Consider the following 14,721-nt stretch of genomic DNA (forward strand, 5'->3'; position numbering starts at 1 on the left):
TGGATGGATAAGGAAACAAATAAGCCATTCATGGTTGACGGAAAAGAAGTAACAGTAGAAAAAGAATTCGTAGCAGAGCAAGAAAATGGAGAAGTAGAATTAAGTACAACTGTGGATGCTAAACATTTTGAAAAAGATACAACACTAGTAGCTTTTGAAGAAGTGTATAAGGATAATACTTTAGTAGCATCACATAAGGATATTAATGATGCGGATCAAACAGTAAAGGTTAAACAACCAAAACCAGAACTAAAGACAGAAGCAAAAGTTAATGGAAAGAAAGAGGCAGATTTAGAAAAAACATTGACTTTAACAGACTATGTTTACTACAGTAATTTAGTTGTTGGTAAGGAATATACAGTTAAACTAGTATGGATGGATAAAGAAACAGGAAAGCCATTCTTAGTAAATGGGAAGCCATTAACTGTAGAAAAAACTTTTGTTGCTGAAAAGAGCAGTGGAAAAATAGAGTTAAGTGTAAATGTTGAGGCAAAAGATTTGAAAGGTGGAAAACTTGTAGCCTTTGAAACACTTTATGAAAAAGGTGTAGAAATAGGTTCTCATAGAGATATAAACGATCCTGCTCAAACAATATCGTTGAGAAAACATAAATTGCCTAAGACAAATATATCTTCAAACTTATATTTTGTAAAAATGCTATTAGCATCAGGAGTTATACTTTACCTAATTGATTCTAAACGTAAAAAGATAGAAGGATAAATATAAAAAATGAAGGTCAAATGACCTTCATTTTTTTTGTATTTGAATAGAAACATTTCACGTCATAGCCCTTTAAAGAGAAATGTTCTCAACACGTCATCTCGACAAAAACCAAGTGAAGCTGAGTGCAGTGGATCTAGCCCTAACTTTGTTTACTTTAAACAAACAAAAGTAGGTTTGTTGGGTAGTTATAATAGAGATTTCCTAAATCTAATTTTCTATAAAAATTTCCTAAATACAAAAAAAGAAGGCATTTCAACCTTCTTTTTGTCTTTTATAATGCTTTTTTCTTTATTTGTCCCATATTTCTTGGAAAATTATCCGGAGTTTTTCCTATCTTTTTAATAATCAAAATATTTCTTTCTGAAATTTCTCCACTTTGCTCAATTTTAAAATTCAAAACATTCTCCAATTTGCAGTTTAGTTTTTTAAAAGCATTTTTTGAGGTTTCAACTTCTTCAAGATATGAAGGCCCTTTCATTGCAAGAAAAAGTCCGTTTACTTTTAAAAATGGAATTGTAAATTCCAAAAGTAAAGATAGGGAAGCGACTGCTCTTGAACTCACTATATCAAAACTTTCTCTAAAACCTTCTTTTCTTCCGACTTCTTCTGCACGTCCATGAATAGCTTTTATATTTTTTAAATTCAAATCGTCAATTACGATATTTAAAAATCTTATTCTCTTATTTAAACTGTCGAGCATTGTTACTTTTAAATTTTCATTATATAGTTTAAGTGGAATAGCAGGGAAACCCGCACCTGTTCCCACATCTAAAACAGATTTATCATTATCAAAAAGATCTGTTTTTGTAAGCAATAGACAATCTAAAAAATGTTTTGTATTCATAGCTTCTTCATCTGTAATGGCTGTTAAATTTATTTTTTCATTCCATTCCAGAATTAGTTTTCTGTAAATTTCAAACTTTTCTAAAGCTATATCATTTAAAATAATATTTTCTTTTTGAGTTAAACTTTTTAAATTATCCATTTTTTCTCCTTTGAGTTTCAAGATGAATAAGCAAAACATTTATATCTGCGGGGCTTACTCCTGAAATTCTACTAGCTTGTCCCACCGTTTCAGGTCTGAATTTTGAAAGTTTTTGAACAGCTTCAATTCTAAGACCAGATAGGGAATTATAGTCGATATTTTCAAGTTTTTTATTTTCTAATTTTTTAAATGCCTCAATTTGTTGACTTTGTTTTTCTATATAACCCTCATATTTAATCATTGTTTGAACTTGCATTTTTATCTCTCTATCCAAAGGTTCACGAGTTGTGTCTAAATCCTTGATTATTTCATAGTCAAGCTCAGGTCTTTTTATTAAATCATAAAGGCTTACTGCAGTTTTAAGTTTCATACTTCCCAAATCTTCTAAGGCTTTATTTGTATTTTCTTTTGGTGTTAAGATAGATGACTTTAATCTTTCAATTTCGTTTTCTATTAAAGTCTTTTTATTTAGGCATTTTTCATAACGTTCTTTAGTCGCTAAACCTATATTATAACTCATTTCTGTAAGTCTTAAATCCGCATTATCCTGTCTTAAAGAGAGTCTGTATTCAGTTCTTGAAGTCATCATTCTATAAGGCTCGTCAGTTCCTTTTGTAATCAAATCGTCGATTAAAACGCCGATGTAGGCATCACTTCTAGTTAAAACAAAAGGTTCTTTTCCTAAAATATTCATTGCTGAATTTATCCCTGCGATAATACCTTGACTTGCAGCTTCTTCATAACCGGAGCTTCCATTAATTTGACCTGCAAAGAAAAGATTTTTAATATCCTTATGTTCTAATGTTGCTCTTAAAATAGTTGGATCAATACAATCATATTCAATTCCATAAGCAGGACGCATAATTTTAACATTTTCAAGTCCTAAAATACTTTTATACATCTGTTTTTGAACTTCAAGGGGAAGAGTACTGCTGACACCTTGAACATACATTTCAGAAGTATCTAAACCCTCAGGCTCAATAAAAACTTGATGTTCGTCTTTTTCATTAAAACGTACAATTTTATCTTCAATAGAAGGACAATATCTTGGACCTACACCATTTACAATTCCCGCATACATAGGACTTCTATGAAGATTTTTTTCAATAATTTGTTTAGTTTCCAAAGTTGTATAAGTCAAAAAACAATCTTCCTTATGATTCCCTATATCTTTTCCCTCATTCATAAAAGAAAATGGAATAATATTTTCATCTCCCTTTTGAATTTCCATTTTTGAATAGTCAATTGAGTCTCTATGAACTCTTGCAGGAGTTCCAGTTTTGAAACGTCTAAGTGGAATACCTAAATTTCTCAAACTTTCACTTAAAAAAGTAGAGCATTTCCAGTTGTTAGGACCACTTTCATAACAATTTTCTCCCATTAAAATCATAGATTTAAGATAAGTTCCCGTACAAACAATAACTGCTTTCGCAGGAAAGATTTCATTGGAAGTCGTTAAAACTCCTGTTATTACATTGTTTTCAGTTAGAATTTCCTTAACTTCTGCTTGAATTAAATCTATATTTTTTTCATTTTCCAAAACTTTTTTCATTTCAGTATGATACATCTTTTTATCTGCTTGAACACGTAAACTGTGAACAGCAGGACCTTTTGAAGTGTTTAACATTCTGGATTGAATAAAAGTTTTGTCTATATTTATTGCCATTTCTCCGCCAAGAGCGTCAACTTCACGAACTAAATGGCCTTTTCCCGTACCACCAATATTTGGATTGCAGGGCATATCTGCTACTGAATCCATGCTTATTGTAAGAATAGCTGTTTTAAGTCCAAGCCTTGCACTTGCAAGACCTGCTTCACAACCTGCATGACCTGCGCCAATTACAACAACATCATATTTTTCATCTATAAAATTTGTCATTTTTTCTCCTTGTTAAAAATCTACATAAATATACATATTATATTTTACCATAAAATTGTAAAAATTTCATAAAAATATACAAAAAAAGAACTCAAAGAGTCCTTTTTGAAATAATAGGGGATAGAAATATAATTGCAAAATTGATTTAGGAAATATCTAGTACAGTTATATATTGTTTTTTATACAAGTCCTTAGCAGGACTTACAATTATTTGTAACAAATAATTGTAATGAGATCTCTCCGTTCCACTCAGCTTCGCTTCGTTACAGTCGAGATGACGTGTAAAGAGAATACTTCGTTTTATAGCTAGACGTTAAAAGCAAATAGAATTTAAAGAATATTTAAAAATTTTATATAAAATTAAAATTTTTCACGTCATAGCACCAAGAAGAGTAAAGCCCCCAAACACGTCATCTTGAGCGAAACGTAGTGTAGTCGAAAGATCTCAACTATTGCTTGTTTACAAGCAATAGTATTTCTGAAAGAAATCTAAACTTATTATGTATCTACGATACATTCTGTTGGTATCTAAACACTACAACTCCCTAACATCTATTTCATTTGCTATAAACTTAACTTTAAGTTTTTTCTTTGCTATTTTGTAATACTCCTTAACTGTATCTTCCTTTATTTTCATTTTCTCTGCTATTTCTCTATTTTTTAGATTTTCATAAAATTTATATTCTATAACCATTCTTTGCTTTTGGGGGAGAGTAGATACAATTTCTCTTACCTTTTTATTCATTTCATTTGTTTCAATCTCTCTTTGTGTATCTGCATTTTCATCAACAATAAGCTCCAAAACTTCAATTGTTTCGTCATCCTTTGTCTGATATATTTTCGTATATGTTTTTTCATTTTCTTTTTTTCTTTTAAAAAATTTTTGCATATAAAAAAATTTTAATTGATATTTTAAATAACATTCAAGCGAAACTTTTCCACCACCTTTATAGCTATCCAAAAGCTCTAAAATTTTTACAACTCCGTCTTGATATGCATCTTCATAACTTATGTAATTTGCAAAATACTTTTTTATACTCGCTTTTATCAAAGGGCTAAAATCTTCTATAATCTTCTCTCTATCGTACATCTTTCCTCCTGATTTTAAGACATGACGGTATTTTAAGTTGTTGGGTTAAGTTTGCTAATTCTTGGTATTATTATATCACTTTTTTAACCTAAGGTCAATTATAAAGTTACTAAAATTTATATTACTTACTAAATAGTAGCTTTATAAGTTACTGCTTGACTATACTTAAGAAATATATTATTATTAGTTATATTAAATAGCAATTAAGGAGAGTTGTATGAAGATAATAATTGGTAATGATCATTCAGCAGTTGAAATGAAAAATGAATTAGTAAAATTTTTAGAAGAATTGGGGCATGAAGTTATAAATGTAGGAACAGATGAAACTAAAAGCGTGGATTATCCACTTTTTGGACAAGCTGTTTGTAAAAAAGTTTTAGAAAATAAAAATTCTTTAGGAATTGCAATCTGTGGAACAGGTATCGGAATTTCAATAGCTTGTAATAAGGTTAAGGGAATTCGTGCAGGTCTTTGCAGTGAAAGTTTTTCAGCAAAAATGACAAGAAAGCATAATAATGCAAATGTTCTTTGCTTGGGTGCAAGAGTTATAGGAATTGAACTTGCAAAAGATATTGTAAAAACTTTTATTGAAGAGGACTTTGAAGGCGGTCGTCATCAAAATAGAATAGATATGTTAGAAGAAAAATAGGAGATTTTATGAAAATTGCTGTTATAGGCTGTGGAAGATGGGGAAGTTTCATAGCTTGGTATTTAGATAAAATAGGAAAAGAAGTTACTTTATATGGAAGAGAAACTTCAGAAAAGATGAAAAACTTTTTAGAGAATAGAAAAAATAATTTTCTTGAACTTCCAAAGTCAATTTCTTTAACAACAAATATTAATGATGTTTTTGATAAAGATTTAATTATCATCTCAGTTGGAACACAGGGCTTAAGAGAATTGTTAAATGAAAATAAAGCTCTTTTTAAAGAGAAAAATATTCCAATTATTCTCTGTATGAAGGGAATTGAAATTAAGACGGGCTTTACTCCTACAAAAATCGTAAAAGATATTCTAGGAGAAAATTACTCTTGTGGTGCTTGGATAGGACCTGGTCACGTTCAAGACTTTACAAATGGAATTCCGAATTGTATGGTTATAGATTCTGACGATAGGGAATTGGTAAAAAAATTAGTTGATTCTTTTTCAAGTAATTTAATCAGATTTTACTATGGAACCAATCTTTTAGGAAATGAAATTGGAGCGGCTTCAAAAAATGTAATAGGTATTGCTGCAGGAATGCTTGACGGATTCAATTTAAGCTCACTAAAAGGAGCTTTGATGTCAAGAGGAACAAGAGAAATTGCAAGACTTATAGAAAAAATGGGTGGAGATAAAAGTTGTGCATACGGGCTTTGCCATCTTGGTGATTATGAAGCTACAGTCTTTTCTGAATTTAGCAATAATAGGAAATTTGGAGAAAAATTTGTAAAGGGAGAAAAATTTGAAAAACTTGCAGAGGGCTATTATACAACAAAGGCATTAATGGACTTATCCGAAAAATATGATGTTGAATTGCCTATAACAAATGCAGTTTATGAAATAATATATGATAAAAGAGATCCAAAAGAAGTTTTGGACAATCTTTTTAAAAGAAGTATAAAAATGGAATTTTAAGGAGAAACTATGTTACCGTTAATATTAATTCCTTTACTTTTATGTCTCTTTAACATTTATCGGAGACTAACTTGTATCATAAAAGTAAAGTTTACAAAATTTACATTAATGACTCTTATAATCGCATTAGCTCTTATGCTATTTGCAGGATATAAAGTAAAAAATGACTTAGTGGGATATATAATTGTTTTATCTTGGTGGCTAGCTTTCTTTACAAGCATTATAAGTGCTGGGATAAGTGAAAGAGGTATTATTCATCCATGGCAATTAGTTGGGAAACTCTATAGATGGGATAGAATAAGAAGCTTTTCTATTGAAAAAAAAGAAAAAACCATAATGGTAAATTTCAAAATCTTTAGAGATTTAAGGCAAGAATACGAAAACAGCGACTTGGATAAAATCAAAAAAATTGCTAAAAAGAATAAATTAATATAAAAAATCACAAAAAACACATTTTTTTGTGATTTTTTATATGTATTAAGGGTATATATGACGGGTACCGCTTGAAATTAATGTGAAAATACATTATTATACTACGGAAAGTATATAAGGTTTGAGCTTTTATTTATAATTAATTATTTGTTACTAAATAAAATTTTAATTGTTTTTAAGCTCATTTTTTATATAAAAAATTTTTTAAGGAGTAGAGTTACAATTTATGAAAAAGTCAAAATTATTAGTCTTTATTTTGTTATTCAGTTTTGTAATTAATTTTTTACCTAAACAAGCTTTTGCAGAAGAAGGAAATTCGTCAAAAAATAAAACTGTTGAAGAAAAAAAGGAACTTGTGGTAAGAAAAGAAGGAACTGACAAAACAATCTCTGATAAGGACAAAAACGTAAAGAAAAGAGATGTTGATCAGACAGAATTGTTTGATATTATGAAATCAGCTGTTGTTGGAGAGGATAAGTCAATAACTGTTACAACAACAATAACACCAAAGCAAATTCATAATGGTTCAGATGTTATCATCCTTTTGGATACATCTAAAAAGATGACTGAAGAGTCTAAGAAACTTGCAAAAGAAAAAATCAAAAAAATAGTTAAGACTCTTTTAGAAGATGATGCACATAAAAATCTTAATTCAGTTAGATTAATCAGTTTTTATCGTCAAGTTAAAGATGCAGTTGAATTAAAACCTTCAAATGTTGAGCAAATGGTAGAAAAAGCATTTGATGAAGCTAAGAAAAACACTAACTATGGTGTAAGTATGCAAGCTGCTATTTATAAAGCTGAAAATATTTTTGATAAAGAGAAAAAGAATGGGAAGCGTCAACATATTGTACTTGTGTCTCAAGGAGAAGCTACTTTTAGTTATGACATAAAAGATAAGGAAAAAGCTAAAACTACAACAATCAAAGGAGACAGTGTAGTAAGTGAAAGTCCATATCTTCCATGGCCTTTTTATCTTGAACAAAAAACTAAAAAAGCTAATATGATTGAAGACTTTAAAACATTTTTAAATACTTTAAACAAGCTTGGAATTCATAATTTTGATAATATAAAAGATAAACTTGGATTAACTGATATATTAAAGCTTTTTGGATTGGATTCTGTATTTGACTATATAAAATTAAAAGAATATGCAAGTAATGATTTTGATTCTTCAAAGTTTGATTACTCAAAAACTATTGGAGAGGGATACCATAATCACAGTTATCATAGAAAAAAAGTCGTAAGCAATGAAATGCCATTTAAAAAGTTGATTATGGATAATATTAAAAAAGCAATAACAAAAAAAGATGCTGGAAGTGCTAGAAAATTACTTGATAATGTAACTATAAAGGCAATTGAAACTGCATTAGATACAATTTTCTATCAAAGAGACTATATCTACTATAATCATAATTTATCAGCACAAGGTGAAGCAAAAATTGCTAAAGGAAAAAATATAAGTTTTTATTCTGTAAATGTTACTGATAAAAATAATAAGAAAAAAGATGAATTAGAAAAATATTTAAAAGATATGTCTGAAAATAGAAGCTTTTTAAACACTGATGACAGCAAATTAGGCGATAAATTTAAAGATATCTTAAAAGAAATCTTAATTGAAGATAAAATTAATAAAGATTATGAAGCTGAAATTGTTGAAAAAGACGGTAAGGCTGAATTTAACAAAGGTAGTAAGGGATTTTTCTTCTCAAGTGATCCAAAAGTTAGCTGGACTTTAAATGCAGAAGAGGTTAAAAAAGCTTTTGAACAAGGTAAAACTTTAAAATTAGTTTACAAGCTAAAACCTAAAAAAGATATCGGTAATGATGAAATAACATTAGCAGAATCTACTGCAAAATACAAAATAAATGATGGCAGACAAAGTAGTGAAAAAGCAGGAAAATTATTCTTAAAACTTCAAGATGTTGTCGTTGAATCAAATGTAGTTGATACAGATGAAAATTCAGCAAACGGAACAAATGGCAGTTATCCTAAGGGAACAGATTTAACAACTACTGAAGATACTAAACCAGAAGATAACAAAAAGGAAAACAACAAGAAAGAAGATAATAAGAAACAAGACAATAAAAAAAATAATAACAAAAAAGAAAATAACAAAAAAAGAAACAAGAAGGAAGATAATAAAAAGCAAAAAGATAGTGCAAAAAATCCTAAGAACAAGGGTGATAATAAGAAAAATGGCAAAACTAATAAGAAAAAAAGAACTAAATTGCCAAAAACTGCAATTGCAGGATCTTCCACATTATTATTAGCAGTAGGAATTTTAGGAATGTATATTTCTAAAAGAAAAAAAGCTAAATAAGATTAATTAAATAAAATGTAAACATAAAAAGGAGCGAAAATTCGCTCCTTTGTTGTTTATTTAAAACATATTGAATAGCATATATAAAATATGTGCTGATATTCCTGCAACGATTCCGCCTATTGTATGGCTGATTAATGCTTTTCCTGTGGCTTCTTTTGTTCCAAGTGCATCCATCATTGCGATGTGAGTTGAGATATATCCACTCCAGCACATACAAATTGCAGTAAATACTGCGATGTCATTTCCTGTAACTTTGCCAACTTGTGCCATTTTTGCAACTGTTCCGATTGCTGCACCTGTTGAGCCTAATGCAGTTATTGGAACTGCTATTGCTTCAGGAGAACTGAAACCGAAAAGTGGGGTAAGTATGAAGGATAATTTTTCTCCAATCCATGGAAGAACAGCGACGCCTTCATTAGCTGCTCCAGTATAGATTCCATCTGCTCCAGGTCCTTTTGTAAGCATAATAACCAAAGTACAGATAATTACAACTCCTGGGATGATTGAAACTCCCATATCAACTCCAACTTTTCCTCCGTCAAGTATAGATTGGATAAATCTTGAACCTACACTTCCTTCTCTAACTATTCTTGAGTTTTCAGGAATTTTTTCTTTTGAGTGTACTTCAACGTATTCGGTAGTTCCGTACATTTTTTTAGTAGCATGTATCATAAGTCTAACTGAAACAATACTACCTATAACTGCTCCTAAATTACCTATTAAGGCACTTGTAACTGCACCTTTAACATTCATTCCCATCATTGTTGTGGTAGTGATAAGTCCCATACCAAAAGCTGTTCCGAGGTTTGTAAGAGCCGGCATTTGATATTTTTTATAATAACGTCTAAAATTATCATCATGTGCTAATGTTAAAATAGCCGGATTGTCTGAAAGATAGCAATTTAACATACCTAGGGAAGATGCTCCTGGTAAGTCATAAATAGGTTTCATAATTTTTGACAGAAGTTTATTTACAAGAGCTATTACTCCAAATTCTGAAAATAAGCCCGAAACAGCTCCTGCCAATACAGCAATTGCCATTAAATAAAAACAAACATTCATAAGCAGATCAAAACCTGTATTCATCATGGTTTTAACCATATTTATTCCACCCATTTTTCTACCAATCAAAATAAAAAATGTTAGAAATAAACCAAGACATAGGAAGTTTTCCAGTCCAATATCTTTTTTGAATTTTCCAATATTCTTTTCTTCCAATTCAATATACCTCCGATAAATAAATGCTGAGATTATTTTAACATAAAAGGTATAAAAAAACAATGGAAAAAACAGTTTTTTGAAAATTTTTTAACTAAATGTTTTTTGATATTTTTATTGATATATAGGGGAAGAATTAATATTAAAATAGTTTTAGGAGATTTCTAGAGCAATTGTATCAAAAGATACAATGACCTCATCAGACTTACTTTTGTTTGCAAATAAACAAAGTTATGGCTAGATTAACTTCGTTTCACTACGCTCGTGATGATGTGTAAGAGAAGATTTTTTTGAAGTGTTATGATGTTAAATATTTAGCCATACACATCATCTCGATTGTAGTGGTAGCGAAATGGAGAAATCTCATAAATCTCCAACAAAAAAACGACTGAATTCAGTCGTTTATATTAAAATTAATCCAAAACCTGTTATTAAAAGGTATGTCGCAATTGTGTAAGTCAATGTTGTACAGATATTAAAAAATCTGTTATTTTTAATAACTGCAGCGAATAAAAATAGTGAGTTTGAAATTAGGAATAAATTACTTCCAAAAATCAAATACCATACTCCAATTTTATAAGTTGAAATAGCTGTTAAAATCGCCATAATGCAAAGTGTTGCGTTTAAAAATGCAAAGGTGAACAGAAAAATTATATCTTTTTTGAAGTATTCACTTGCATATTCATAGGATATTATGATTTCAAAAAATACAAGTCCAAAGTACAGTACCATTATTAATATGGTTAGTAAATAATTTAAATTCGGTATTTTTATAAATGTTGCAAGTTTGATTATATAAAAAGCTATACCGATAATAAATAGTGGTAAGCCCAAAATTATATTTTTTTTGTTTCTTCTAGTGAATAAAATATCTCCAATCCAAAAGAAAAATATAGCAAGATATATTAAAATATCATGATTTTTAAATCTTAATAGATAAAATAATGCCAATAACGGCATCAAAAATATATTGAAAAAATTTCTTTCTGTATTCTTTTTTTGTAATATCATATATAAATTACTAATGGTAAATACTGTATAAATAAATAAAATTATGTACGAAAAAATTCCGAGTAATCCGTTGTTCATACTGCCTCCTAATCTTTTAGTATCAAATATTTTATCATAAAATAGTATATCATACAAGTTAAAGGAATAACAGATAAACCTTATCCCCCCTTTTTTTTAAAAATTTTTATTATATAAGTGTAAGGCTTACAAAATAAATAAAAAGGAGAAAAGATATGGCTAAAAAGTATTTAAAGGTTAGTTTTAACCTTGCTAATTCTAAAAAGAGAAGTGTAACTGTTAAGAATATTCAAAGTGAATCTTCTGATGAAAATTTAAAGAAATTAGGAGAATTCGTTGAAAAATTTATTGATGGTACAAGAAAAGAAATAATTAAAGTCGTAGAAACAGCTTTAGAATAGGAGGTAAAGTATGAAAAAGACATTGAGTATGACTCTAATATTAGAAAATGGGAAAAATATGGCATTTACAATTTCAAATATTAAAAATATATCAGCCGATGAAGCGTCTGATGTTATAAAAACTTTTGATTATAAGTCAGTTTTGGCTAAAGATAATTTAAAAGTTACAGGAATTAAAAAGGCTAATATTATTTCAACAAGCTATGAAGAAATAACAGTAATCTAGTAGAAAAAGACCTTTGGGTCTTTTTTTGCTAAAGATAGGAGGAAAAAATGGAAAATATAATTTCAAGTATTTCAAATGTAGGCTTTCCTGTTGCTCTTTCTGTATTTTTATTACTTAGGTTTGAAAAGAAGATTGACGAACTTACAAAGGCTATAAATGAATTGGTTGTTAAACTTAAATAGGAGTTTTTATGATAGATATTGAAAAGGCTATAAAGTGGTTTGAACACAGAAAAGGCAAAGTTTCATATTCTATGCAAAATAGGAATGGATCTTCCAGTTATGATTGTTCATCTTCTGTATATTATGCACTTAGGTCTGCGGGTGCAAAAAGTAATGGTTGGACTATTGATACCAAACATGAACATTACTGGCTTACAGAGAATGGATTTGAAAAGATAACGGATAATATTCCTTGGAATGCTAAAAGAGGTGATATTTTTATCTGGGGAAAAAAGGAAAATAATAGTTCAAGTTATGGGCATACTGGAATTTTTATTGACAAAAACAGAATTATTCATTGTAATTATTCTGCAAATGGAATTTCTGTGGATAATCATGATAAACTTTGGGTTTATGCAGGCAGACCTCATTATTTTGCCTATAGATTAAAAGAATTTCAAGATGAAGGAGAATATATGGAGCTTTTGGATATAAAGAGCAAGATTAAAGGCTTCTATTCAATCGATAGCTTGCCTTGGTTTTGTGAAGATAAAAGTATGATTGGAACGACTCAAAATCATCAAGGCGAAGAAGTAACTCTAACTCGAAAATGGGGAAGTTACTATTATGTAAAGGAGCTAAAAGGTTGGGTTGACTATAGAGCTTTTATAAATGAAAAGGCAATAAGAGATGTTGCCAAAGAAGTTATACAGGGAAACTGGGGCAATGGCGAATTAAGACGTGCAAGACTAGAAAATGCAGGTTATAATTATGATGAAGTTCAAAAGGAAGTCAACAGATTATTAAAAAGTAAATAGTTTTATATTATAAAAAACAATTAATGATTAGTTATCGTTAATTGTTTTTTTGTGAAATAGCAAAAAATATTTTTACTTTTTTGTTAATTTGAGTTATAATATAATTGTAGTTAATAATAATTATTATTTAGAAAGAGAGGTTTGTTATGTGTACTACAATTCTTATAGGTAAAAAAGCAAGTTATGACGGCTCAACTTTGGTTGCTCGTATTGAAGATTCTTCAGCGGGAATGTTTAAATCAAAAAAATTTATCGTTGTTGAGCCTAAGGATCAACCAATTCATTATAAATCTGTTCGTACAGATTGTGAAATTGAATTGCCTAAAAATCCTATGCGTTATACTTGTCTTCCAAATGTAAAAAAATGGCGTGGAGTTTGGGGAGCTTGTGGTGTTAATGAAAAAAATGTTTCAATGACTGCAACAGAGACTATTACTACAAACGAAAGAGTTTTGGGAGCAGATCCTTTAGTAGAATTTGAACCGGGCATTATAAAAAAAGGTGGAATAGGTGAAGAAGATTTTGTTGTAATTACTCTTCCTTATATAAATAGTGCTAAAGAAGGTGTTGAAAGACTTGGTGCATTAATAGAAAAATATGGAACTTATGAAAGTAACGGAATTGCTTTTCAAGATGTTGATTCTATTTGGTGGTTTGAAACAATCGGCGGTCATCACTGGATAGCAAGAAGAGTTCCTGACGAGGTTTATGTTGTAATGCCAAATCAATTCGGACTTGATCATTTTGATTTTGAAGATGCTTATGGAGCAAAAGAAGAATTTATGTGTTCATCAGATTTAAAAGAATTTGTTGAAGAAAATTTCCTTGACCTATCTACTGATATGTCTCTTGAAAAACTTCTTGATGATTTTGAAGAAGGTTTTGACTATGATGAAGATGAAGACTATAAAGAACCTTTCAATCCGAGAGTTGCTTTTGGAAGTCATTCCGATGCGGATCATACTTACAACACACCTCGTGCTTGGGTAATGCTAAGATATTTCAATCCAAATACTTTTGATTGGGATGGCGAAGATGCTGAGTTTAAGCCACATAGTGATAATCTTCCTTGGTGCATGATTCCTGAAAAGAAGATTACAATAGAAGATGTTAAGTATATTATGTCTAATCACTATCAAGGAACTCCTTATGACCCATATCTAAAGAATGGAGATTTATCACAAAAGGGTAAATTTAGACCTATAGGGATAAATCGTAATGATGTTTTGGCTTTGGTTCAAATAAGACCTTATATGCCTGAAGAAATTAGAAGTATTGAGTGGCTATCCTTCGGTTCAAATGTATTTAATGCAATAGTTCCATATTATGCAAATATTACAAAAACACCTGAATATTTGGAAAATACAACTCTTACTCCTTCAACAGATAATTTCTATTGGATAAATCGTATTATTGGAGCACTTTGCGATGCGCATTTTCCATCAACTGCTTCTCATGTTGAAAGATATCAAAATGCAGTTCAATCAAAATGTCGTACATTCTTGAATAAATATGATAAAGAATTTTTGAAAAATAAATCAAAGATAAAGAATGTTCACGAATTTTTAGAAAAAGCAAATGATGAGATAACAGATTTTGTAAAAGACCAAACAAATGATTTACTTGATAAAACTCTTTTCACAGCAAGTTGTGAAATGAAAAACGGATTTTCAAGATCAGATGCTTAAAAGACTTTAAAAAATATTAAATTGCCGTCAGAAATGACGGCTTTTTTTATGTTGAGATACATCCTTTTAATCAGTTGTTTAAATTTTTACTTAAATTGAAAAATATGGTAAAATATGTAGAGCTAGAA

At 29.5% G+C, this 14,721-nt stretch carries 15 protein-coding genes; 10 read left to right on the forward strand and 5 right to left on the reverse strand.

The window, feature by feature from the left end; translation table 11 throughout:
* Positions 1–720, forward strand: a 720-nt coding sequence (locus VJI95_RS07025) for a VaFE repeat-containing surface-anchored protein (protein WP_324010841.1), incomplete at its 5' end; no start/stop codon positions are given.
* Between the two features lie 274 nt (positions 721–994).
* Here VJI95_RS07025 and rsmG read toward each other — a convergent pair.
* From rsmG to VJI95_RS07040, 3 genes are all read right to left on the reverse strand, one after another.
* Positions 995–1,708 (reverse strand): 16S rRNA (guanine(527)-N(7))-methyltransferase RsmG, encoded by a 714-nt coding sequence (gene rsmG / locus VJI95_RS07030; RefSeq protein WP_324010842.1) that lies wholly within the window; start codon positions 1,706–1,708, stop codon positions 995–997.
* A complete protein-coding gene (gene mnmG, locus VJI95_RS07035; RefSeq protein WP_324010844.1) occupies positions 1,701–3,587 on the reverse strand; it encodes a tRNA uridine-5-carboxymethylaminomethyl(34) synthesis enzyme MnmG in 1,887 nt (628 codons plus the stop codon). Before mnmG ends, rsmG begins: the two co-directional genes overlap by 8 nt.
* Before the next feature lie 535 nt (positions 3,588–4,122).
* Positions 4,123–4,677 carry a sigma-70 family RNA polymerase sigma factor gene (locus VJI95_RS07040; protein ID WP_324010846.1) on the reverse strand — a complete coding sequence of 185 codons (555 nt, stop codon included), beginning with the start codon at positions 4,675–4,677 and terminating at the stop codon, positions 4,123–4,125.
* Positions 4,678–4,894: 217 nt separating this feature from the next.
* Here VJI95_RS07040 and rpiB point away from each other — a divergent pair, with 217 nt between their 5' ends.
* The 4 genes from rpiB to VJI95_RS07060 all read left to right on the forward strand — a co-directional run bounded on the left by rpiB (position 4,895) and on the right by VJI95_RS07060 (position 9,049).
* Positions 4,895–5,326: a ribose 5-phosphate isomerase B gene (gene rpiB, locus VJI95_RS07045; RefSeq protein ID WP_324010848.1), complete on the forward strand. Its 432-nt coding sequence runs from the start codon at positions 4,895–4,897 to the stop codon at positions 5,324–5,326.
* 8 nt (positions 5,327–5,334) lie between these two features.
* Positions 5,335–6,294 (forward strand): NAD(P)H-dependent glycerol-3-phosphate dehydrogenase, encoded by a 960-nt coding sequence (locus VJI95_RS07050; protein ID WP_269754167.1) that lies wholly within the window; start codon positions 5,335–5,337, stop codon positions 6,292–6,294.
* 9 nt (positions 6,295–6,303) lie between these two features.
* Complete coding sequence (locus VJI95_RS07055) at positions 6,304–6,729, forward strand: hypothetical protein (protein ID WP_324000244.1); 426 nt, start codon at positions 6,304–6,306, stop codon at positions 6,727–6,729.
* A gap of 223 nt (positions 6,730–6,952) precedes the next feature.
* Complete coding sequence (locus VJI95_RS07060; RefSeq protein WP_324010850.1) at positions 6,953–9,049, forward strand: serum opacification factor; 2,097 nt, start codon at positions 6,953–6,955, stop codon at positions 9,047–9,049.
* A 60-nt stretch (positions 9,050–9,109) separates the two neighbouring features.
* On the opposite strand, the gene VJI95_RS07065 is transcribed toward VJI95_RS07060, so the two are convergent.
* Complete coding sequence (locus VJI95_RS07065; RefSeq protein WP_324010852.1) at positions 9,110–10,270, reverse strand: CD0519/CD1768 family membrane protein; 1,161 nt, start codon at positions 10,268–10,270, stop codon at positions 9,110–9,112.
* 402 nt (positions 10,271–10,672) lie between these two features.
* Positions 10,673–11,359, reverse strand: a complete 687-nt coding sequence (locus VJI95_RS07070; protein ID WP_324010854.1) for a lysoplasmalogenase family protein — start codon at positions 11,357–11,359, stop codon at positions 10,673–10,675.
* Positions 11,360–11,514: 155 nt separating this feature from the next.
* Here VJI95_RS07070 and VJI95_RS07075 point away from each other — a divergent pair, with 155 nt between their 5' ends.
* From VJI95_RS07075 to VJI95_RS07095, 5 genes are all read left to right on the forward strand, one after another.
* On the forward strand, positions 11,515–11,700 hold the full coding sequence (locus VJI95_RS07075; RefSeq protein ID WP_324000239.1) for a hypothetical protein: 186 nt from the start codon (positions 11,515–11,517) through the stop codon (positions 11,698–11,700).
* A 10-nt stretch (positions 11,701–11,710) separates the two neighbouring features.
* Positions 11,711–11,926 (forward strand): DUF2922 family protein, encoded by a 216-nt coding sequence (locus VJI95_RS07080; RefSeq protein ID WP_324000238.1) that lies wholly within the window; start codon positions 11,711–11,713, stop codon positions 11,924–11,926.
* Positions 11,927–11,973: 47 nt separating this feature from the next.
* Positions 11,974–12,108 (forward strand): YvrJ family protein, encoded by a 135-nt coding sequence (locus VJI95_RS07085; protein WP_324000237.1) that lies wholly within the window; start codon positions 11,974–11,976, stop codon positions 12,106–12,108.
* Between the two features lie 8 nt (positions 12,109–12,116).
* On the forward strand, positions 12,117–12,905 hold the full coding sequence (locus VJI95_RS07090; RefSeq protein ID WP_324010856.1) for a peptidoglycan amidohydrolase family protein: 789 nt from the start codon (positions 12,117–12,119) through the stop codon (positions 12,903–12,905).
* Between the two features lie 146 nt (positions 12,906–13,051).
* The gene (locus VJI95_RS07095) at positions 13,052–14,593 is read left to right on the forward strand and encodes a C69 family dipeptidase (protein ID WP_281703840.1); all 1,542 of its coding nucleotides are present in this window, start codon (positions 13,052–13,054) and stop codon (positions 14,591–14,593) included.
* The last annotated feature ends 128 nt before the right edge of the window (positions 14,594–14,721 follow it).

Source organism: Parvimonas sp. C2, from assembly GCF_035282405.1.
In the GTDB taxonomy this organism is placed as follows: Bacteria; Bacillota; Clostridia; order Tissierellales; family Peptoniphilaceae; genus Parvimonas.

Excerpts from the sequence above, each read along its gene's own strand:
- VJI95_RS07075 (WP_324000239.1), top strand. The coding sequence starts at position 11,515 with ATGGCTAAAAAGTATTTAAAGGTTAGTTTTAACCTTGCTAATTCTAAA.
- rsmG (WP_324010842.1), bottom strand. The coding sequence starts at position 1,708 with ATGGATAATTTAAAAAGTTTAACTCAAAAAGAAAATATTATTTTAAAT.
- VJI95_RS07040 (WP_324010846.1), bottom strand. The coding sequence starts at position 4,677 with ATGTACGATAGAGAGAAGATTATAGAAGATTTTAGCCCTTTGATAAAA.
- VJI95_RS07095 (WP_281703840.1), top strand. The coding sequence starts at position 13,052 with ATGTGTACTACAATTCTTATAGGTAAAAAAGCAAGTTATGACGGCTCA.
- VJI95_RS07055 (WP_324000244.1), top strand. The coding sequence starts at position 6,304 with ATGTTACCGTTAATATTAATTCCTTTACTTTTATGTCTCTTTAACATT.
- VJI95_RS07080 (WP_324000238.1), top strand. The coding sequence starts at position 11,711 with ATGAAAAAGACATTGAGTATGACTCTAATATTAGAAAATGGGAAAAAT.
- mnmG (WP_324010844.1), bottom strand. The coding sequence starts at position 3,587 with ATGACAAATTTTATAGATGAAAAATATGATGTTGTTGTAATTGGCGCA.
- VJI95_RS07090 (WP_324010856.1), top strand. The coding sequence starts at position 12,117 with ATGATAGATATTGAAAAGGCTATAAAGTGGTTTGAACACAGAAAAGGC.
- VJI95_RS07050 (WP_269754167.1), top strand. The coding sequence starts at position 5,335 with ATGAAAATTGCTGTTATAGGCTGTGGAAGATGGGGAAGTTTCATAGCT.
- VJI95_RS07060 (WP_324010850.1), top strand. The coding sequence starts at position 6,953 with ATGAAAAAGTCAAAATTATTAGTCTTTATTTTGTTATTCAGTTTTGTA.
- VJI95_RS07070 (WP_324010854.1), bottom strand. The coding sequence starts at position 11,359 with ATGAACAACGGATTACTCGGAATTTTTTCGTACATAATTTTATTTATT.
- VJI95_RS07085 (WP_324000237.1), top strand. The coding sequence starts at position 11,974 with ATGGAAAATATAATTTCAAGTATTTCAAATGTAGGCTTTCCTGTTGCT.
- rpiB (WP_324010848.1), top strand. The coding sequence starts at position 4,895 with ATGAAGATAATAATTGGTAATGATCATTCAGCAGTTGAAATGAAAAAT.